We start from the raw sequence: 19,715 nt of genomic DNA on the forward strand, positions 1-19,715 counted from the left end.
GCGCCCGCGTCGCGCCTGCCTATCGCGCGACCAGCGATCGGTAGAGGTCGCGATAGGCGCCGATGATGGTGCCGTGGTCATAGTCGCGGCGCACGCGCTCGCGCATCGTTTCGCCCATCGCGGCGCGGCGTTCGGGATCCGCGGCGATGGCGAGGATCCCCGCGGCGGTGGCCGCCGGGTTGACCAGCGGCGTGACGATGCCGCCATGGCCGGTGTCGTCGCCGCCGCGCCCCTCGATCATCTCGCGGCAGCTGCCGACGTCGGGCGCGACCACCGGGATGCCGCAGGCGCCGCCTTCGAGGATGACGAGCGGCTGCGCCTCGGACAGGCTGGTCAGCACCAGCAGGTCGATCCGCGCCATCCAGTCCTCGATCCGGACGCGGCCGGCGAAGTCGAACACCGCGCCCAGCCCCAGGTCGTCGACCAGCCGGATGCATTCGCCGGCATATTCCGGGTCCTCGTCCGCCGGGCCCAGCACGGCGAAGCGGATGTCGGGACGGTCGGCATGGACGATCGCCGCGGCGCGAATGAAGGTCTTGATGTCCTTGATCGGCACCACGCGGCCGAGCAGCACGACGAGCGGATGCGCCGGGTCGCGCGCGTCCGCCATCGCCGCGAAGCGCGACGAATCGATGCCGTTCGGGATCACCCGCACGCGCCCCGGCGCGGCGCCGAGCCGGCGTTGCACCTGCGTGTTCTCGCCATAGAGCGCGATGATCGGATCGCATGCCTCGTAACAGGCGGTGGCGTAGCTGGAGAAGGCGCGCACCCACAGGTCGCGCAGGTCGCGGACGCTGCGCTCCAGTTCCAGGCCGGTGTCGACCTGGTCGCCGATCCAGTCGGCCATCATCACCTCGATCTGGCGTTCGAGCAGGTAGATGCCGTGTTCGGTGACGAAGGCGGGCCGCCCGGTCTGGCGCGCGGCGCGCGCGGCGAGCAGCCCGGCGAACCCGGTCGAGATCGTATGATAGGCCCGCGCCCGCGGCAGCGGTGCGGTGAGCACCGCGAGCAGCCCGCCGAGCAGGACGCGCATCGCCCAGAAATAATGGTGGAACGACGCCTTGGGCAGCATCGCCTGATAATGCCGCCGCAACCGCGCGAAGACGGCGGGGTGCGACAGGATATCGCCCGTCGCCGGCGGATGCGTCATCCCGCCGATCAGGTCGATCAGCCGCCCCAGCCGGTCGGCGTCGCCAGTCGCGACGAAGGCGACCAGCGCATCGGCGATCGGGATCGCTACGGCATCGGCGATCGGCCGCGGCATGCACGGTTCGGGCGCCAGCCCGATCTCGGTCACGGCGATCACGTTGGGCGGCGGCGTCAGGCGGAAGGGGGCGTCCTCGGCACCCGGCTTGATCGCGGCGATCGCGAAGGTGACGTCGGGGAGGTGCGCGATCAGGTCCTGCAACCAGCCCGATACGCCGCCGATGACATAGGGATAGGCACCCTCGACGATCAGGCAGACGTCGGCTTCCGGGCCGCCGGTCCTCATGCCGCGGACGCGTCCTGCCACCAGCGCGCCATGCGGGCGGCATCGCCGCCGGCGGCATCCGGCGCCGCGGCGACCGTGTCGGCAAGGGCATCGATCGCGGCATAGTCGCCCGCCGCCCACAGCGCCTCCAGCACCAGCCCGGGACGCGCCGGATCGTTTGCGGGCAGCATCGCGACCGCGTCGTCGCGCAGCTTGCGCCGCTGCGAATCGGATAGCAATACGTCGGCTCGCGCGTGATCGGCGAGCAGCGCGGCGAGCGTCCCCGGCGGCGCCGCGTCGTCGTCGCCGGGCGCCGATCGCGCGATCAGCAGGTTCTGGGCGACGCGCGCCGATGCCGCGGCGGCCAGCGCGCGGATCGTCTGGTCCCGGTCGGTCAGTGCCTGCGCGATCAGCGGCGACAGGCCGGGCTCGAACGAGCGAACCACGGTTTCGAGCGCGCGGCGGCGCGCCGCGACGTCGCCGTGGCGCAGGATCGCGACGAGCGATCCCAGCGTTTCCGGCGCGGCATGGTGCACCCGTCCGTCGAGCAGGCGCGCGGCGGCCACGCCATGGCCGGCCCGCGCGGTCCGGACGCGGCGCGGGCCGAAGATGCGCGCGTCATCGGACGGGCGGGCGGCCTGTGGCTGCCGCAGCCAGGGGAACAGGCTCGCGAGGACGGCGACGGGGCCGAGCATGCCGAGCATCGGGACGGCGAGGCCCGGCGTCGGCCGCGCGCGCAGCCGGATCGCCAGCGCCACCGCGGTCAGCAGCGCATGCCCGGCCAGGGGCCAGCCGGCCGGCGATGCCGCGATGCCGCACACCCCGAACAGCAGGACGTCGAGCATCGCCAGCACGACCAGCCACGCGGTCATGCGACCATCCCCGCCGGGCCGACCGCACGCGGCGCGGCGATGCCGGGGTCGGCGAGCAGGGGCGTCAGCCACCCGGCGATCTCGCCCAGATCGGCGACGCGACCGGCGTCGAGCGCCGCGAACGGCATCGAATGAAGGACGAGGCAGCCGGCGAGGGCGCCCGTCGCCGCGTCGGCGAGCGGTACGGCGACGACGCCGATCCCCTCCAGCGCCGGGCGGTCGGCGCGCCGCGCGACATGGACGAGCCCGCGTCGGCGGACCAGCCGGTCGATCAGCGCCACCGGCAGCGCGTCGCGCCGGGCGGTCGCCTGATCGCTGCGCAGCCACGCCCGCGCCTCGCTCCCGGCGATCCGGTAGCAGGTGAAATCGTCGGTGCGCGCCGCTATGGCGACGAGCGCGATCATCGCCGTGCGCCGGACCGCCGCGTCGGGGGCGGCGAGGCGCGCGGCGACGTCGACGACATGGCCGATGGTGGCGCCGTCGGTGGCGATGCGGACCTGGAGCCGGCGATTAGTCCGGGACAGGCTGTCGAACGCCTCCGTCATCCGCGCGACGTTGCGCATGGCGATGCGCCCGCGGCGGTCGAGACGGGCGTGGCGCGCGAGGCGGATCGTCGTCACCTCGCCCACCGCGACGGCGGCGACGAACCACAGCAGCGGCGGCAGCGACAGGTGGAACAGATGATCCAGATAATCGCGCTCGCCGCTGCCGTCGTGGACATGCGCCAGCCACAGCGCAGCGGCGATCCCCGCGGCGATGACGCCCGGCCCGGTGCCATAGGCCAGCGCCATGACCAGCACCGGGATCCAATAGGGGTTGGGCTGCACGCCGGCGAAGCCGCTGCCGCCGGTCAGCCAGCGATCCGCCCCGGCGAGCAGCGCGAAGCCGATCGCGAGTTCCAGCGCGATCCGGATCGGGCGCCGCCAGCGTGGCGGGCCGATCGGACTCATCGCCCGTCGCCCAGGTTGCGCGTCAGCTGCGCGCGCGCGAACAGCTGGCGCCCGGAAAAACCGGCACGGGCGATCGAGGTGACGCCGCCGCTGCCCTCCACCCGCCAGCCGATGCCGATCGGCGCGGCGATCCCGACGCTCGCGGTCGGGCCGTCGCCGCCGAAGCGATCGACCGTCCAGCCGGCGAGCGCGGTCAGCTGCACCTCGCCCGCCGCGCCGCTGACGAGACCCTGCAACGTGTGATTTTCGCGCGTGGCCAGCGGCACGATCGGCAGCGCGTCGCCGCCGCTGCGCATCCGCTGAACATATTCCGCCTCGTACCGATAGGTCAGGCCCAGCGCGGGAAACTGCCGCCGGATCAGATAGTCGACCCCTGCGCTCGCGACGATCGTGTCGGTCGCGCCGGGCTGGCCGGCGATGCCGTAGCGCTGGCCGCCGGCGTCCGCCTGCACGACGACGCCGGGGGTCAGGCGATAGGTGACGCCGACGAGCGCCCGCGACAGATAGCCGCCCGCCAGCACCTGCGCCGCGGTGGAATAATCCGGCATATGGCGCAGCAGCGTGACGCGGAGTTGCGCCTCGGCGGGGCCTGCGACGAGCCGCGCGCCGCCGCCCGTCACCGCCGTGTCGAGCGCGGCGGAGGCGATCAGCTGCAGCCGCACGCCGGCGTCGAGTCGCGCCGCCACGCTCGCGTCGGCGACGGTCGCGCCATGGCGTCCGCGTCCGTCGACGCGGGTTTGCAGCCGGCGCACCCCGCCGCCGACCGCCAGCCGGTCGTCGATCGCGACATCGACGCGGGCGGACGCCTCGGCCTGCGACAGGTCGCTGCCGTCGCGCAGGGTGACGCCGGCGCTTGCGGTGCCGGGCGCCGCGGCACGGATGCGGCGCGCGGCGCGGTCGTCCGCGGCGAGCGCGCGATAGCCATCCGCGGCGGCGCGGCCGTCGCCGTCGGCCGCCTGCGCATCGGCGAGTAGGCGCATGATTCGCGGGTCCGTCGGCGCCCCGGCGGCGAGCCGGGTCGCGGCGCGGCGCGCGCGGCCCGGATAGCCCGCCGCCGCATCCGCCTCGACCGCCACGATTGCGGCGTCGTCGGCCACGGGCACCGCCGTCGCCGGCAGCGGCGCGAAGGCGACGGCGAGCCGCGATCCGGATCGCTGCCACGTCATCGTCCATCCCGGCGCCGCGCGCAGGACGAGGCTGTCGTCGTTCCACCGCAGGTCGCCGATCGCCGCGCCGGCGGCGACCCGGAAGGCGTCGATCGCCGCATCGCGCAGCGGCCGGTCGAAGCGTACGACGATCTCGCCCTCGTTCGCCTCGGCACGGATGTCGGTCCCCTGCGGCCAGTCGAGCTGGGCGGTGACGGACGCATCGGCGCGGATGGCGGTCGGCACGGCCTGCCCGGCGGCCGACGGGGGCGGGCAGGCGCCGGGGGACAGAAGGGCGATCAGCAGCGCGATCATGGCGCCAGCACCGCCATGGCGCGGCCGGGCTGGCCGCCCGCGATGAGCAGCCGCGCGTGCAGCGCCGCCAGCGCGCGGTCGTCGGGTGCCGCCGCGCGCAACGCGCGGACCGCGGCGATCGCATCGCCGCGTCGGCCGAGCCGGTCGAGCAGTTCCACGCGATCGCGCCCGTTCGCGGGGGCCAGCGCGAGCGCGCGCTCCAGCCAAGGCCGGGCCGCTGCGGCGCCGCCGGCCTTTGCCTGCGCATCCGCCATCAGGCGCAGCGCCGGGAGGTCGTCGGGATCGGTCGCGAGCCGCGTGCGGAGCCAGCGGACGGTGGTCGCGGCGTCCCCGCCGTTCCACGCCGCCCAGGCAAGGTCGAGCGTGTCGCGCGGCTCGGCTATTCCTGCCGCGACGCGGCGACGGCCCAGCGTCCGGGCCAGCGCGGCGTCCGGGGGCGCCGTGGCGCCGAGCAGGCGCAATTGCGCCGTGTCGAGCGGGCGACCGTCGAGCAGCGCGGCGGCGAGGACGCGGGCCGCTCCGTCGTCGTGCGCAGCGCGGGCGAGGCCGAGCCGGACGAGCATGACGTCGCTGCGCGTCGCCAGCGGATGCTGCGACAGGACGGCGAGCGCCGCAGCCGGCCGGTCGCGCTGCGCATAGGCCGCGATCCAGTCCCCCTGCGCGCCCGGATCGCCGAGGCTCGATTGCCGCCGCAGCCAGGCGATGTCGGCGGCGCCGGGGCGCGGGCCGATGAGGTACAGCAGCCGCTGCGCCGCGGGATCGGCGACCGGTCGCCCGGTCGCGGCCTGGCGGAGCAGCGCGGTCGCATCGTCGCGAAAGCCCGCCGCGAGCAGCCGCTCGGCGATCGGCGCCAGCGCCGCGCCGGGGACGGCCGCCTGTGCGAGCCACAGCCGGCGCAGCCCCGCGCGATCGCCGGCGGCCCGCAGGATCGCCTCGCGCCCCGCATCGCGCTGGTCGGCGGGCAGGCGGTCGGCGGCGCGCAGCGCGGCGGCGCTGTCGCCGGCGCGGGTGGCGATGCGCATCGCGAGCCACGGATCGGCGCTGCGCCAGTCGGCATGCGTCACGCGGTCGAGCGCCACGATCCGGTCGCCGCGTCCGCCCGCATCGGCGCGGCGCGCGAGGTCGAGGGCCAGCGCGGCGTCGGGGGGCGGGATCGCGCCATGCGCCGCGGCGTCGATCAGCAGGTCCGGCCGTCCGGCCTCATAGGCCCCCGCGACCAGATCGGCCGGGGTGGCCGTGCCGCGGCGGCTTGCGGCGGCTTCGACCAGCGTCACCGAATCGGCCTTGCGGCCGGTGTCGCGCAGCAGGGCGAGGCGCAGCCGCCAGGTCGCGGGCGTCGCCCCGTCGGGCCGGGCGGCCAGATAGGCGAGCGCGACCGCCGGCCGTCGCGCGGCGATCAGGTCGTACGCCACCTGCACCGTCGTCACCCGCCCGCCGTCGCGGATCGATGCCGCGGTCAGCGCGGCGAGACGCGCGGCGTCGGCGTCCGCGATCTCCGCCGCGATCGACGGTGGCGCGGCCGGCAGCGCGATCGGCCGCTGGGTCACCGGCGGTTCGGCGGCGGGCGGGACGGACTGCGCCGGAGCGGGGAACGCGCGCCGCTCCGCATGCAGGACCTCGCGGCGGCCGGGCAGCAGCAGCAGGCCCGCGCCGAGCAGCCCCAGCCCGGCGAGCACCGGCATGCCGAGCGCCATCCAGCCCTGACGACGGCCGACGCTCATGCCACGGGCTCCGGGATCAGCCGGTCGAGCGCGAGCGTCGCGACATAGGGACGAAAGCCGGCGGCGCGCTCTTTCGCGTACAGGCGCATGACCTGCGCGGTCGCCGCAGGGTCCCAATAGTCGAGCGTCGTCAGCACCAGCGCGGGGTTGCGCGCCTGTGCCGCGCGCAGCCGGTCCGCCTGCCACTGCCAGTCGGCATCGCCGAGCAGGTCGTAGCGCTTCGCGACGAAGTTCCAGCGCGACGCCATCGCCTCGCCAAGCAGGATGTCGATGTTGGGGGCGGCGTCGGGCAGCAGCGCATAGCCGCGGTTGAGCATGATGCGCATCCGCGGGAAGCGCGACCGCAGCTCTGCGATCAAAGTGGCGGCCGCGGCGATCATGCCGCGGTTGGCGACCGGATCGCGGCGCTCCATCGCCTCCACGCTGTCGATCGTGTCGATGAAGATCCCGTCATAGCCGAGCGCGAGCACGTCGGGCACGATCCGCTCGACGACCAGCCGGCGCGCGACCGGATGGCGCAGGTCGAGCATGCGCGCGTCCGGCCAATCGGGATTGGCGGGGCCGAGCGCGCCCGCCTGGTCGAGCGTCGCGACATAGGGGCGGCTGCGCTCCACCTCGCCAAGGCTGACATAGCCGAGCAACGTCGCGCCGGGTCCGCGCAACGGCGCGATCGGACGCGGATGGTGTGGTTCGAGCACGAGCAGGCGACAGGCACGCGCCAGGGCCGGGTCGGTCGAGGGGCCGTAGTCGACCGCCCAGCGCCAGTCGGCGTCGCTCGGCCGCGTCTCCGCCGCCAGCGGCGCGCGGACGCCGAGCGCGAGGCCGAGCGCGCCGAGTGCCAGCACCCGTCGCCGTTCGGGGTTCGCCCGGTCCGTCACAGCAGCCGCCCGCCGTGCCCGACGACCGACGGATTGTTCCCGACGAACAGCAGATAGGTCAGGTTGACCGTCGCCTCGCCGGCAAGCGCGAGCCCGACCGACGCGCCGACCACCGCGCCCGCCATATAGCCCCAGCCGAAGGCGGCGAATCCGGCGTCCCATTGCAACACTGTCGCGACCGCGCTGCCGATCGCGAAGAAGGTCCAGGTCAGCAGGATGCGCCCGAACAGGTCGTAATAGGCAAGCACCACGGTCGTCGCGATCGCCACGATGTGGAAGACCGCGCCGAGAGAGGTCTGGCGGAATGCGAAGATCGCGCGCGCATCGGCGCCGATCAGGTCGAACATCGGCACCGCCAGCACCCAGGCGAGCGCGGCGACCAGCGCCTGGACGAGCACGAGCAGACGCAGCGCGTCGAGCACGGTCCGCAACACCTCGCGCCGTGCCTCCTCGATCCGGTCGAGCGTCGACGTTCCGGTACACCGCGCGATCAGGTCGCCGAAGGCGCGGTCGAATCGCGTTTCCGCGACGATCAGGATCAGCGTCAGCCCCGGGACCATGGTCAGCAGGCCGAGGAAGCTGCCCTGGTCGTTGATCGGGTTGAGCCGCAGCAGGCCGATCGCGGGGACGCTCTCGGGCCCCCACCACAGCAGCCATTTGTCGACCCAGACCGCCGCGACCGCGGCGATACCGGCGCAGGCGACGATCGTCGCCATGCGCGCGGCGATGGCGTCGCGCGCCGGCAGCACGGGCGCGGCCGCGAACTGCCGGACGATCACGCGCAGGATCGCCGCCAGCGTCAACCCAACGCCGCCCGCGATCACCGCGAGCACGCCCGCGACGCCGGGGGCGGGCAGCAACGCCAGCACGACGGATGCCGCCGCGACCCCCGCCAGATAGGCGACCGGTACCGCCCGGTAGCGGCGCAGCGCCGTCAGTAGCGGCGCGGCGATCCAGATCTGCGTCAGCCACGCGAGCGTCAGCGTCGCCAGCGTCGCCTCGACCGCGGGCAGCGCCGCCAGCCAGCCGAACACCAGGGCCCCTAGCGCGAGCGCGAGCGCGCCGCCGGCGGCGAGCGCCACCAGCACGATGCCCGTCACGCCGGCGGCATCGCGGGCGAAGATCCGGTCCGCGGCCATGCGCGTCGCAAGGATCGATATCGGGCCCGCGGCCAGCGCGGACAGGCTGAAGGCATAGATCAGCACCGTCTGGACCGTGCCCCCGCCCCCGGCGTGCAGGTGCAGCGCCGTCCATCGGTTGAGCAGGCCCATCGCCACCGCGGTTATCATCCACGGCCCCGCGCTGATGACCGCACCGAAGGCGGCGGCGCCGGCGATCCCGCCGACGCCGCCGTCCCGCGCGGTCCTCGCCAATTGAAATCCGATTCCGGCCATGACCCAGCGGGCCCTATGTCAGGTCACATGAAGAAGTCGTTTGCGGTGAGGTTATGATGCCCGAGCAGCGCGACCGAAAAGTCCGCCGTCAGCAGCGCACCGGTGTTCCCCTCGACGACGGTATATTCCTTGCCCCCGATCATCTGGTAGCTGTAGCGCAGCTGCGCGGCGCCGGTGAAGCGTCCGGTGCCGACGAACGAGAACGCCTGGTCGCCGCGCGCCAGCAGCGATTCGTTGGCGTCGATCGCGCTCAGATCGATCTTGTCCTGGCCGCTGACGAAATCGGTGATGACGTCGCGCAGCGACGAGGCGGCGCTGTCCGACTTGCTTTCGAAGCGGAAGATGTCGTTGCCTGCACCCCCGGTCAGCGTGTCGGTGCCGCTGCCGCCGATCAGCGTGTCGTTGCCCGCACCGCCGTTGAGCGTGTCGTTGCCGAGCCCGCCGATCAGCCGGTCGTTGCCGCCCAGGCCGTTGAGCACGTCGTTGCCCCAGCTGCCGTCCAGCACGTCCTGTTCGTTGGTGCCGTTGATCGTGTCGGCGAAGATCGTGCCCGTCTTCGTGATGCCGACGACGTCGGTCACGCCGATCGACAGCGTCTGCGTGTCGATCGCGCCGCGCGCATCGGTCGCGACGACGGTCACCGCGTAGATATTGTCGCGGTTGGCGTCGGTCGGCGCCTCGAAATCGGGCGCCGCGAGGAACTTCAGCACGCCGGTGGTGGCGTCGATCGTGAACGCGCCGCCGTCACCGCCCGCGGCGATCGAATATTTGATCGAATCGCCCCACACCATGTTGGCGTCGGTCGCGGTGATCGTCGTCACCGCGGTGCCGTTCTCGGCGATCGAGAGCGCGCCCGTCGTGCCGCCGCCGAACGAGGTCAGCACCGGGCCGACATTCGCCTCGTGCCCGACGGCGACCGCGTGCGTGCCGATCGTGCCGATGTCGATGGTCAGGATCTCGCCGATCTGGCTGGCGATCTTGCCGCCCGTCACCGTGACCCAGTCGGTGCCCGGCGCCTTGACGTCGACCGTCACCTTGCCTTCGCCGACGACCGTGAACGACAGGTCGCGGCCGTCGCCGCTGAGCGCGGTCAGCTCGGCCCGCATCGGCAGCGCGGTGATGTGCGTCACGTCGTCTGCCAGCGCGCCCATCGTGATCGTGTAGGTGCCGCCGGTCTTGGGCAGGAACACCTTGTCCGCATCATAGGCGTACCAGCCCGCGACGCTCTTGATGACCTGTCCGCTCGCCTGGCCGTCGACGTCGAGGCTGAACGTGCCCGTCGTCGCGCCGACCGTCGCGGTGATCGTGTTGCCGACGACGCTCGACGTGATCGTCGTGTTCTGGAACGCGCTGATCCGCGTCGCCAGATCGGCCAGCGTGATGAATTCGAGGTCGGCCTTCGCCGCCTGCGCGATGAAGTCGGTGAACATCTGCTTGGTGTAGGGGCTGGCGAGGCCGTCGGCGTTCCAGGCCGTGGGGCCGTAATCGTGCCACGGCCAGACGACGACCGGCGCGTCGCCGTTCTTGGTCAGCGCGGCCAGCTCCTTGGCCCAGACCGCGCTCGCCTCCGCCACCGTCTTCTTCTGGAATTCGATCAGCGTGAAGTCGAACGAGGTGTTGGGCGCGATATAGACCTTGTCGTCGGCGGCGTTCTGCGGCGTCATGTAGCCGAAGGCGTTGGGATAGCCCGCGCCGACCCCCGAATAGCCGCCGCTGAGATAGGTGACGTATTTCAGGATTTCCTGGCTGGTCGCGATCTGCTCGGGCGCGCCGGGAACGGCCGCGCCGCCGACCGTCACGCTCTTGCCGAGGAACGCGCTGAGTTGCTTCTCAAGCTCTGCGCGCGACGTGCCGAATTCGAACGCGATCTGTGCGTCGGTGAGCAGGTTGGTGTTTTCCGGGTGCGTATAGCTGTGCGAGCCCAGCTCGTTGCCCATGTCGAGCAGCGCCTTGTAATAGGGCAGCGACACCGCCCAGTCGGTCGACTGCCCCGTTGCCGGGCTGTTGCCGACGTTGACGTAATAGCTGCCGACGAAGTTATAGGTGCTCTTCCATTCGGTCAGGATCGGGATCAGCTTGTCGTAGATGCCGGCCGCATTGTTGGCGGGGTTGACCTCCTCGCGCTCCTGGCTCTGGTCCATGTCGATGCGGGCGGCCATCATGCCCGCCTCGCGCGTCATCTGCACGCCGACCGACAGGCCGCTGCCGTGCACCGAATAGTCGATCGCCTTTTGCAGCAGGTTGTCGTCCGCCATCACCGCTTCGCTGGAGAACAAAACGTTGCGGCCGCCGGTCTGCGTCGCGATCGCGGCGTTGTAGGTCTGGCCGTTGACCGTCTCGGTCGCGATCGTCGTGCCGGTGCCGCTGACGCTGGTGAAGGCGTTCCAGCCGACCCCGGTGTACTGGCGCACCAATTGTCCGTCCGTATAGCCGTCGAGGACGAGATGCGCGGGATCGGCCGCCTTGATCGTCACGTCGGCGGGGAAGCCGCCGGTGACGCGCGTCGCGTCGAACAACAGCTTCATGCGCGCGTAGGAATCCCCCGCAAGCGCCGTATTGTCGGCGCCGTTGGTCATGAACTCGCCCGCCGCGACCAGCCCGATGCCGAACTGCTTCGTGGCCTGTTCCAGCGTCTGCGCGATCGCGTCGGCCTTGGTCGCTTCGACGTTGCGGAACGAGGGGAAGACGATCGTGTCGTATTTGGCCAGCGTCGCGAGGCTGGTGAGATCGCCCTCGGTCAGGATGTCGAACGGCACGCCGGCCTGCATCGCCTGGCTCTGCGCCGCCATGAACAGCTGCGAATAGGCGGTCTTGCTGAAATAGTTGTTTGCGGTCGTGTCCGACCAGACGATCGCGATGCGATGATCGGCGGCGGCGACGATCCCGGTGTTGTTGAACACGGTGAACGGGGTCGACGAGTAATTGCCCGGCAGGAACGCATTGTCGTTGACGTCGTAGATCGTGTCGATCGCCTGGGGGTTGCCGATCGCCGCCTTGGGCACGCGGAACTCCACGGTCGTGCGGTCGGCGTTCCACGCCACCTGCAACCCGCTCGCGACCAGCGTCTGGCCCGCCGCGCCGCTGTACAGTGACACGGTGCCGTCGGCGGCGAAGTTGACGTTGTATTCGGCGCCGCCGGCGAAGCCGAACACCTGGTATCCGGTGGCCGCGTTGCGATCCGTGTTGAGCCAGGCCGTGGTGTTAGCGCCGATCGCGGTCGGCGACGTCATCGCGAACACGAAGTCGGCGCCGTCGGCGCGGGCGTAGATGGCGTAGCCGGCGCCCAGCCCACGATCGATGCGGTCCGCCTGGGTCCAGTCGTTGAGATTGCCGTCAACGATCAGCGGTGCTGCGCTCGCCATCAATTGTCCCCATGTTCCCCGACGACGCACGGCCGTTGTGCGCCAGCCCATAGCGGGAATGCCGCATCATGCGAACGTTCGTTAGGACGACGTTAAGGTTAGCGTGTATCATTCCGGCACTGCGTGAAAATTGCCGAGCAAATTCAGGCATTAACCATTGCGACACTGCGGCGATTACGGACGTTCCTTTCGTGTTGTCCGGCGCTATGCTGGTTCTTCGTGCGTGTCCGCGGTGGCTGGTCGTGCGGATAGCCGCCGTGGCTCATGTCGTTTCGCGCCCGGCCCGCCGCATCGCGGGTGGTGGACTAAGCCGCGGCGAGCGGGCAAGGCGACGGCGCAGCGGCGGGGATACCGATCATGGACAGCGGCGATTTTCGCGCGGGGCGTGCGGAGGGTGTCAGGGACGCACTGGCCATCGTCGAGGCGATGATCGCGCTGGAGGAGGCCAAGCTCGACCAGCCCGCGCCCTATGCGACGCGGACCGCCCGGCGCACCCGGTGGCAGGCGTATCGCAACGCCGCATCCCGGTTGCGCACGCGGCTGGCGCGCATGACGCGCAACACGCCGGTGACCGCGGAGATCGAGGCGCGGCTCGACCGGCTCGGCCTCTGACCACGACCGCCGGCGATCGATCGGCGTGCGACCATCGCCGGCCCCGTGCGTTTGTCCCGGCTAACAGGAGAGCCGCGATGACCGACCACCCCGACCATGCGACGCCGCCGGAAACCTTCGCCGACCTGCCGATCCAGCCGACCGGATCGGGGGTCGCGGATCTCGAGATCGCCTACGAACAGATGCAGCTCGCGAACGACGACGAGGCACCGCCAGCCGACGACCGGGTCGGGGAGGACGAGGCGGAAACCGTCGCCCACCCGAGCTGACCGACTGGCCGGCGGCGCCGCTGCGCCGGCCGCGGCGCGGTCAGGCGGCGGCCCCCACGGCCGTGCCGCGTCGCCGCCGGCGGGCGGCGAAGCCGACCAGCGCGATGCCCGCGATCGTCATCGCCCAGCTCGCCGGCTCGGGCACGCTGCCGGTGAGTTGCGCATATTCGGCTTCCGAGATCCGGAAGCTGTAGAGGTAGTTCTGGATAAGCGCCGTGCCGGTCGGGCAGGGCGCGCCGAGCGCGACCTGCGCCGTGATGCCGGCGCCGCCGCTCGTGCAGACGTCGAACTGCGTTCCGGCGCCGTTCTGCGTCACCGAGAAATCGTTGTCGGTCGCCAGGATCAGCGTGTAGCTGCCGTCGGCCAGCCGCGGGCCGAACGCGAACCCCTCGATCTTCTCGGGCACGGTCAGGCCGGCGGCACGCAGCGCGGCGGCGATGTCGAGATAGGGCGTGGCGCTCTTCCCGACCGGAACCACGCCGGCGGGCAGATCGTTCGTCCCGGCGAGGCTGAGGCCGGCGACGTTGGTCGCGCCGGTGAGGTCGATCCGGTACAACCGCTTCGATCCCACGGGACTTGCCGCGGTGGGGTCGTCGACGCCCAGCCCGCGATTGTCGCGTTCCAGCACCAGCAGCGTGCCGTTCGACAGCGCCTGGATCGCGGACACGCCGATCGAGCGCCCCTGCGCGCTCGCGGCGAAATCGTTCGCGGTGCCGTCGATGCGGCCGTTGACGTCGGCGAGGCTTTCGAGCTGGTAGATATACTGGCCCGTCGATTGCCCGCTCGCCACGTCGAACGACACGATCCGCACGTTCCGGCTGTACCGTCCGTCGGCGTTGGCGCCGTTGCGCCCTTCGTTGACCAGCGGATCCTGGAGGATGGCGTAGGCGGTCTTGCCGTCGGGCGATACCGTAAGCCCTTCGAACCCGCGATTGTCCTGACGGCCGGTGGTGATCGTCGGGCGACCATCGACATAGTTTGTCCCCCCGGCGGCGGTTCGCGGCACGAGGTTGTCGGGCGTGGCGAAGCTGCGCACGAACACGCCGGCGGGGGTGAATTCGAGCACGGAGGGACCGTATTCGTCGGAAACGAGCAGGTTGCCGTTGGGCAGGCGCGCGAGCCCTTCGGGATCCAGCGACCCGCCGAGCGTCGCGGCGTTGCCGGTCAGCAGCAGCGGGTTCAGCCCGTTGAACGTCGCACCGTTCGACTGGCGGAACAGCGTCGTCGCCTGAACCTGGAAGCCGTCGATGGCGCCGGTGGCGCGATCGATGCCGAGCGAGAAGGTCTGCGTCCGCGGTGCGTAGGGCAGGACGCCGCCACCGGGTCCGCGATCGCTCATGCCGGTGAACAGCCCGCTTCCCGCGTCGTAGATCAGGTCCGAACCGAAGCCGCCCAGCCGGCTGTTGCCCGTACCCGACAGGCCCGACAGGTCGACGGCGCCGCCCGCGACGGCATATTGCGAAACGAACGTGGCCGCCCCTGCGGGCGTGGCGAGCAACAGGCCGGCGATGATGGCGATTGGACGCATGATGGTATCTCCCCGTTAACCAGCCGGGGTAGACACCAGCCGCGTGACACCGGCGCGACGGAACGGCGACAGTATCGCGTCAGCCGTCGCGCGGGCGCCCGTCGCGGATCAGCCGACCCGGTCCCGGATCAGCGTTTCGACCACGCCGGGCACCGCCAGCGTCGAGATATCGCCGAGGTTCGTCGTGTCGCCCTCCGCGATCTTGCGCAGGATGCGCCGCATGATCTTGCCCGACCGGGTCTTGGGCAGCATCGGCGCGAACTGGATCGCGTCGGGACTGGCGATCGGCCCGATCTCGCGCCGCACCCACTGGCGCAGGTCGGTGCGCAGCGCATCGCTCGGCTCTTCGCCGACGTTGAGCGTCACATAGGCGTAGATCGCCTGGCCCTTGACCTCGTGCGGCATGCCGACGACCGCGGCCTCGGCGACCTTCGCATGCGCGACCAGCGCGCTCTCCACCTCCGCCGTTCCCATGCGATGGCCCGATACGTTGATGACGTCGTCGACCCGGCCGGTGATCCAGTAATAGCCGTCGGCATCGCGGCGGCAGCCGTCGCCGGTGCAATACAGCCCCGGATAGGTGGTGAAATAGGTCTGGAAGAAGCGGTCGTGATCGCCCCACAGCGTCCGCATCTGTCCCGGCCAGCTGTCGGCGATGCACAGGTTGCCCTCGACCGCGCCGTTGAGCACCTCGCCCGCCGGACCGACCAGCAGCGGCATCACACCCGGCAGGGGGCGCGTCGCCGATCCGGGCTTCAGGTCGGTGGCATGGGGCAAAGGCGCGATCAGGATGCCGCCGGTCTCCGTCTGCCACCATGTGTCGACGATCGCGCAGCGCCGCTCGCCGACGACGCGGTGATACCAGTCCCACGCTTCCGGATTGATCGGCTCTCCCACCGTGCCGAGCAGGCGCAGCGAGGCGCGGCTGGATCGCGTCACCCAGTCGTCGCCCTCGCGCATCAGCGCGCGGATCGCGGTGGGCGCGGTGTAGAAGGTGGTGACGCCGAGCCGGTCGATCGTGTCCCAGAAGCGGCCGTGGTCGGGATAGTTGGGCACCCCGTCGAACATCACCGTCGTCGCGCCGTTCGCCAGCGGTCCGTAGACGACATAGCTGTGCCCGGTGACCCAGCCGACGTCGGCGGTGCACCAGAAGACGTCGCCGTCGCGATGGTCGAAGACGTCGCGGAACGTCGTCGCGGTCCACACGCCATAGCCGCCGGTCGTGTGCAGCACGCCCTTGGGCGTCCCCGTCGATCCCGAGGTGTAGAGGATGAACAGCGGGTCCTCCGCGTTCATCGGTTCGGGCGGGCAATCTTCTGCGGCGTCGGCCACCGCCTCGTGCCACCAGATGTCGCGGCCCGGTGTCATCGCGACGCCGGCACCGGTGCGGCGCACGACGACGACCCGCTCGACCGATGGGCAGGCGGGAAGCGCGGCATCGACATTCGCCTTGAGCGGCACCCGCTTGCCGCCGCGACAGCCCTCGTCGGCGGTAACCACCAGCCGGGCGTCGCAGTCCCGGATGCGGCTGGCGAGGCTGTCGGGCGAGAAGCCCCCGAACACGATCGAATGGATCGCGCCGATCCGCGCGCAGGCGAGCATCGCCACCGCCGCCTCGACGATCATCGGCAGATAGAGCGTCACGCGGTCGCCCCTGCGTACCCCCTGGTCCTTCAGGACGTTGGCGAAGCGACAGACGCGCGCGTGCAGTTCGCGATAGCTCACCCGGCACGTCTCGCTGGGCTCGTCGCCCTCCCAGACGATCGCCGGCTGGTCGCCGCGTGTCGACAGGTGCCGGTCGAGGCAGTTGACCGACAGGTTGAGCGTCCCGTCGCCGAACCAGCGGATGCGGAAGTCGGCCTCGTCGAAGCTGGTGTCCTTCGCCTGCGTATAGGGCGTGATCCAGTCGAGGCACCGCCCGGCCTCGCGCCAATAGGCTTCGGGATCGGCGGCGGCGGCGGCGTAGCGGCGGTCGTATTCGGCCGCGTCGATGCTGCCCGCTCGCGCGGTGGCGGGGTGGATCGCGTCGGTCATATCGTCTCCGGATGCAGCACGGTCATCGCGATCGGGGAACCGCGATGACCGAAGGGAACGACCGGCGCGGGGCCGGCCCGGAAGGGGCGGCCTAGAAGAACAGGATCGCACCGGCGGCGAGCGCGTCGGACTGCGCGTCGTTGCCGTTGTGCGCCTTCGACCGGGTGTGCGTATACTCGCCGATCAGCGTCACCCAGCTGGTGAGGCCATAGCGCAGCTGCCCGACATAGCTCGCGTTGCGGCGGACGAGGGCGGAGATCGCCTCGCCGCTCGCACGGTCGAGGTTGCTCTGGCCATAGCTCGCGCCCGCGGTGAACTTGCCGACGCCCAGCGTTCCCTGGACGTAGAAACCGTCGCTGTCGCGCTTGCGGCCGAGGGCGTCGGTCGACAGCAGGAACAGCCCGATCGTGCCGACCCCGGAGCCGGTGTAATAATATCCCGTCAGGCTGGCGTTGGCATAGGACAGCTTGGCGCCCAGATCGACCGCGCGGCCGGTATATTCCGGCAGGGTGGCGGTCGCGTCGTGCTTCTGGACCAGTCCGCTGACCCAGGCGTGCAGGCCGAAGCCGCCGTCGACGGGGACCATGTCGTACGTCGCCTTCGCCTGGAAACCGGGGGCGCTGTTGATCTCGCTGAAGCCGACCGTGGTCAGCGGCTGGAAGATGCCGCCCGATACCTGGAGCCCGCCGAAGCGGGGCGAGGAATAGGTGATCTGCGGCTGGAAATCGGTGTAGATGTAACCGAGGCCGATCCGCCCGAGCGAGGTGTTGGACGGCGCCCCGTTGCCCGCCGCGGTGCCCACCGCGAGCAACGTGATGTCGTTCAGGATCGCGTCCGACCCGAACAGGCCGATGTCGCGACCGATCTTGACCTCGCCGAAGTCCTTGCGGCCGAAGGTGAGGTAGGTCTGGCGGAAATCGATGCCGGAGGTCTGGAGCGCCGCGGGCGACCCGCCGCCATTGGCACCGGCATTGCCGAGGTTGCTGTTGATGCCCGGGTACATGCCGAAATGCGCGCCGACGTCCCAGCCGCCCTGCGTGGTCGATACCTCGACCTTCAGGAAGCCGGGGAGCAGGCCGTTGCGGATCGCCGACGAACTGTCGCCCACCGTCGCCAGCCCGCCCGCCACCGCGTTGCCGGGGATCGCCCGGTCGCCATTGTCGTGGACGTAGAAGCCGTTGACCGAGCCGGAGAATTTCAGTGCGACGTCGCCGATCATCAGGCCGACGCCGGCATCGGTCATCCGCACCATCTTCTTGTCGTCGAGCCGTTCCGCCGCCGCCTGCTGCGTCGCCTCGCCCTGCGCGACCTGTGCGTTGACGGTGGGCTGGCCGGTCGCGATCGGGGTCGCGGCCTGCGTCTGCTTGCGCGCGACCAGCGCGTCATATTCGTCGCTGGTCAGGATCCCCTTTTCCTTCAGCCGCAGCAGCAGCTCGTCGGTGGCATCCTGCGCCTGTGCCGGCGATGCCGCACAGCACATCAGCGCGGCACCGGCGACCGCGCCCAGCAGCTTGCCCGTTCGGTTCATTCCCGTCCTCCCCTGTTCGAAGGCCATCGATCGAGGCCCTTGGCAGGAAAGCTGACCGATGGCGGGGCGGCGCGGAATTGGACTTTGGACGGGCCTAGGGCGCGACGACGACGCCCCATGGCGCCCTGCCGGCGGGCAGCGTCGCGGTGACCGCATTGGTCTTTAGGTCGATGACGGTGACGTCGTCGCTGAGCCCGTTGGCGGCGAAGGCGCGGCGGCCGTCGGGACCGATTGCGACCTGCCACACGCGCTGGCCGACGGGCACGTAGCCGAGCACCTTGCGGGTCGCGACGTCGACGATCGCGACATGGTTGGCGCGACCCAGCGCGACGAGGGCGCGGCGACCGTCGGGGGTGAAGCGGATGCCGACGGGCAGCACCTTTTCGGGCGGCACGCCCGGGGGCGCGAAGCGGATCGTCTGGGTTACCGCGTGGGTTTGCGGATCGACGATCTGCACGGTGCCGCCGATCTCGGCGGAAGACCACAATTGCCGCCCGTCCGCGGTGAATTCGGCATGGCGCGGACGCGCGTCGACGCGCGTTTCGGCGATCGGACGGCGGGTCGCGATGTCGATCCAGTGCAGCGCGTTGTCGGTTTCGGAGGTGGAGACCGCGGTGCGCCCGTCGGGGCTGACCGCCATGCCTTCGGGTTCGACGCCGACGACGATCTGGAACGCGACGGTGCGGGTGGGGATGTCGATCGCCGTCACCTGCGCGTCGCGCTCGTTCGAGGCGAACAGCAGCTTGCCGTCGGGCGACAGCGCAAAGGTCTCCGGGTCCTCGCCCGACGGCAGGTCCGCGACGACGCGACCGCTGGCGCGGTCGATCACCTGCACCGCATTGTCGTCGCTGGCGCAGACGTACAATTGCCGGCCGTCGCGCGACAGCAGGATGCCGCGCGGGCGCTTGCCGACCGGCCAGGTGGCGATCGTCTTCAGTGTCGCCCCGTCGATGACGGTGATGGAGTTGCCGCGCTCGTTGGTGACGTAGATCGTCTCCGCGACGGCAGGGGTGGCGAGCGTCGCGAGGACCGCGATCAGGGGAAGCGTGCGCATGGTCGAAAGGATAGCAGGCGCGGCGGCGAACGCCCTCCTACCAAAGTGCAATGGGGTTTCCGCGGCCCGCGCCTAGGATCGGCCGCCAGGAACCGCGCCTTCGCGGTGGACGAAAGAGGTGTGTCATGGCGTATCGTGGATCGCGGCTGCTGTTCGCCGCATCGATGCTGGTCGCGGCGGGGTCGATCGGGGCGAACCTGCTCGCGCATGGCAACGTCGTGCCGCAACCCGTCGACACCAGCGCGCTGCCCGACATCCAGGGCGGCAACGACACCTACCTCACGAAGAACCCCTATCGCGCAGACCCCAAGGTCTATGCCACCGCGCAGAAGATCGGCGAGAGCGCCTACGGCCAGAATTGCGCGCGGTGCCACGGGCTGGAGGCGATATCGGGCGGCATCGCGCCCGACCTGCGCTACCTCGACAAGGGCGAGGACGGCGACGAATGGTACATCACCCGCTATCACAAGGGATCGGTGCGCGACGGCAAGGTGTACATGCCCGCGATGGGCGACGTGCTGGGCCAGAAGGCCGGCTGGGCGATCCGGTCGTGGCTCGACACCAAGCACGAGGAATAGGCGC

At 71.2% G+C, this 19,715-nt stretch carries 14 protein-coding genes and 2 pseudogenes; 3 read left to right on the top strand and 13 right to left on the bottom strand.

Annotated features, from left to right (window positions below; all coding sequences use genetic code 11):
- Window positions 1-19: 19 nt before the first annotated feature.
- Genes pelF through LPN01_RS10775 form a run of 8 tightly spaced genes read right to left on the bottom strand, consistent with a single transcriptional unit; the run spans window position 20 to window position 12,108 of the window.
- Window positions 20-1,492: a GT4 family glycosyltransferase PelF gene (gene pelF, locus LPN01_RS10740; RefSeq protein ID WP_262828405.1), complete on the bottom strand. Its 1,473-nt coding sequence runs from the start codon at window positions 1,490-1,492 to the stop codon at window positions 20-22.
- Window positions 1,489-2,343: a hypothetical protein gene (locus tag LPN01_RS10745; protein WP_262828406.1), complete on the bottom strand. Its 855-nt coding sequence runs from the start codon at window positions 2,341-2,343 to the stop codon at window positions 1,489-1,491. The genes pelF and LPN01_RS10745 overlap by 4 nt, the downstream gene beginning before the upstream one ends.
- Window positions 2,340-3,293 carry a hypothetical protein gene (locus LPN01_RS10750; protein WP_262828408.1) on the bottom strand — a complete coding sequence of 318 codons (954 nt, stop codon included), beginning with the start codon at window positions 3,291-3,293 and terminating at the stop codon, window positions 2,340-2,342. Before LPN01_RS10750 ends, LPN01_RS10745 begins: the two co-directional genes overlap by 4 nt.
- Window positions 3,290-4,753, bottom strand: coding sequence for a hypothetical protein (locus LPN01_RS10755; protein ID WP_262828409.1), 1,464 nt, complete (start codon window positions 4,751-4,753; stop codon window positions 3,290-3,292). Before LPN01_RS10755 ends, LPN01_RS10750 begins: the two co-directional genes overlap by 4 nt.
- Window positions 4,750-6,474 carry a hypothetical protein gene (locus LPN01_RS10760; RefSeq protein WP_262828410.1) on the bottom strand — a complete coding sequence of 575 codons (1,725 nt, stop codon included), beginning with the start codon at window positions 6,472-6,474 and terminating at the stop codon, window positions 4,750-4,752. Before LPN01_RS10760 ends, LPN01_RS10755 begins: the two co-directional genes overlap by 4 nt.
- Complete coding sequence (locus tag LPN01_RS10765; RefSeq protein ID WP_262828411.1) at window positions 6,471-7,352, bottom strand: endo alpha-1,4 polygalactosaminidase; 882 nt, start codon at window positions 7,350-7,352, stop codon at window positions 6,471-6,473. The genes LPN01_RS10760 and LPN01_RS10765 overlap by 4 nt, the downstream gene beginning before the upstream one ends.
- Window positions 7,349-8,746 carry an exopolysaccharide Pel transporter PelG gene (gene pelG / locus LPN01_RS10770; protein WP_262828412.1) on the bottom strand — a complete coding sequence of 466 codons (1,398 nt, stop codon included), beginning with the start codon at window positions 8,744-8,746 and terminating at the stop codon, window positions 7,349-7,351. Before pelG ends, LPN01_RS10765 begins: the two co-directional genes overlap by 4 nt.
- Before the next feature lie 23 nt (window positions 8,747-8,769).
- Window positions 8,770-12,108 carry a M10 family metallopeptidase C-terminal domain-containing protein gene (locus tag LPN01_RS10775; RefSeq protein WP_262828413.1) on the bottom strand — a complete coding sequence of 1,113 codons (3,339 nt, stop codon included), beginning with the start codon at window positions 12,106-12,108 and terminating at the stop codon, window positions 8,770-8,772.
- A gap of 357 nt (window positions 12,109-12,465) precedes the next feature.
- Here LPN01_RS10775 and LPN01_RS10780 point away from each other — a divergent pair, with 357 nt between their 5' ends.
- Window positions 12,466-12,720, top strand: a complete 255-nt coding sequence (locus tag LPN01_RS10780; protein ID WP_262828414.1) for a hypothetical protein — start codon at window positions 12,466-12,468, stop codon at window positions 12,718-12,720.
- 77 nt (window positions 12,721-12,797) lie between these two features.
- Window positions 12,798-12,989, top strand: a complete 192-nt coding sequence (locus LPN01_RS10785) for a hypothetical protein (RefSeq protein ID WP_262828415.1) — start codon at window positions 12,798-12,800, stop codon at window positions 12,987-12,989.
- A 40-nt stretch (window positions 12,990-13,029) separates the two neighbouring features.
- Here LPN01_RS10785 and LPN01_RS19150 read toward each other — a convergent pair.
- The 5 genes and pseudogenes from LPN01_RS19150 to LPN01_RS10805 all read right to left on the bottom strand — a co-directional run.
- A pseudogene (locus LPN01_RS19150) lies at window positions 13,030-13,140 on the bottom strand (PEPxxWA-CTERM sorting domain-containing protein); the annotation flags it as partial.
- Between the two features lie 180 nt (window positions 13,141-13,320).
- Window positions 13,321-14,517, bottom strand: a pseudogene (locus LPN01_RS10790) (esterase-like activity of phytase family protein); the annotation flags it as partial.
- A 108-nt stretch (window positions 14,518-14,625) separates the two neighbouring features.
- Window positions 14,626-16,551, bottom strand: a complete 1,926-nt coding sequence (gene acs, locus LPN01_RS10795; protein ID WP_262828418.1) for an acetate--CoA ligase — start codon at window positions 16,549-16,551, stop codon at window positions 14,626-14,628.
- A 91-nt stretch (window positions 16,552-16,642) separates the two neighbouring features.
- Window positions 16,643-18,079 (bottom strand): porin, encoded by a 1,437-nt coding sequence (locus tag LPN01_RS10800; protein ID WP_262828419.1) that lies wholly within the window; start codon window positions 18,077-18,079, stop codon window positions 16,643-16,645.
- A 94-nt stretch (window positions 18,080-18,173) separates the two neighbouring features.
- Window positions 18,174-19,133, bottom strand: coding sequence for a PQQ-dependent catabolism-associated beta-propeller protein (locus tag LPN01_RS10805; protein WP_262828420.1), 960 nt, complete (start codon window positions 19,131-19,133; stop codon window positions 18,174-18,176).
- A gap of 125 nt (window positions 19,134-19,258) precedes the next feature.
- Between LPN01_RS10805 and pedF the strand changes: the two genes are divergently transcribed.
- A complete protein-coding gene (gene pedF / locus LPN01_RS10810) occupies window positions 19,259-19,711 on the top strand; it encodes a cytochrome c-550 PedF (RefSeq protein WP_262828421.1) in 453 nt (150 codons plus the stop codon).
- Window positions 19,712-19,715: the final 4 nt, after the last annotated feature.

It is taken from the genome of Sphingomonas sp. A2-49, assembly GCF_025548555.1.
Taxonomy (GTDB): Bacteria; Pseudomonadota; Alphaproteobacteria; order Sphingomonadales; family Sphingomonadaceae; genus Sphingomonas.

Bases quoted from the DNA above. Each gene is read 5' to 3' on its own strand.
- pelF (WP_262828405.1), bottom strand. From the start codon at position 1,492: ATGAGGACCGGCGGCCCGGAAGCCGACGTCTGCCTGATCGTCGAGGGT.
- LPN01_RS10745 (WP_262828406.1), bottom strand. From the start codon at position 2,343: ATGACCGCGTGGCTGGTCGTGCTGGCGATGCTCGACGTCCTGCTGTTC.
- LPN01_RS10750 (WP_262828408.1), bottom strand. From the start codon at position 3,293: ATGAGTCCGATCGGCCCGCCACGCTGGCGGCGCCCGATCCGGATCGCG.
- LPN01_RS10755 (WP_262828409.1), bottom strand. From the start codon at position 4,753: ATGATCGCGCTGCTGATCGCCCTTCTGTCCCCCGGCGCCTGCCCGCCC.
- LPN01_RS10760 (WP_262828410.1), bottom strand. From the start codon at position 6,474: ATGAGCGTCGGCCGTCGTCAGGGCTGGATGGCGCTCGGCATGCCGGTG.
- pelG (WP_262828412.1), bottom strand. From the start codon at position 8,746: ATGGCCGGAATCGGATTTCAATTGGCGAGGACCGCGCGGGACGGCGGC.
- LPN01_RS10775 (WP_262828413.1), bottom strand. From the start codon at position 12,108: ATGGCGAGCGCAGCACCGCTGATCGTTGACGGCAATCTCAACGACTGG.
- LPN01_RS10780 (WP_262828414.1), top strand. From the start codon at position 12,466: ATGGACAGCGGCGATTTTCGCGCGGGGCGTGCGGAGGGTGTCAGGGAC.
- LPN01_RS10785 (WP_262828415.1), top strand. From the start codon at position 12,798: ATGACCGACCACCCCGACCATGCGACGCCGCCGGAAACCTTCGCCGAC.
- acs (WP_262828418.1), bottom strand. From the start codon at position 16,551: ATGACCGACGCGATCCACCCCGCCACCGCGCGAGCGGGCAGCATCGAC.
- LPN01_RS10800 (WP_262828419.1), bottom strand. From the start codon at position 18,079: ATGAACCGAACGGGCAAGCTGCTGGGCGCGGTCGCCGGTGCCGCGCTG.
- LPN01_RS10805 (WP_262828420.1), bottom strand. From the start codon at position 19,133: ATGCGCACGCTTCCCCTGATCGCGGTCCTCGCGACGCTCGCCACCCCT.
- pedF (WP_262828421.1), top strand. From the start codon at position 19,259: ATGGCGTATCGTGGATCGCGGCTGCTGTTCGCCGCATCGATGCTGGTC.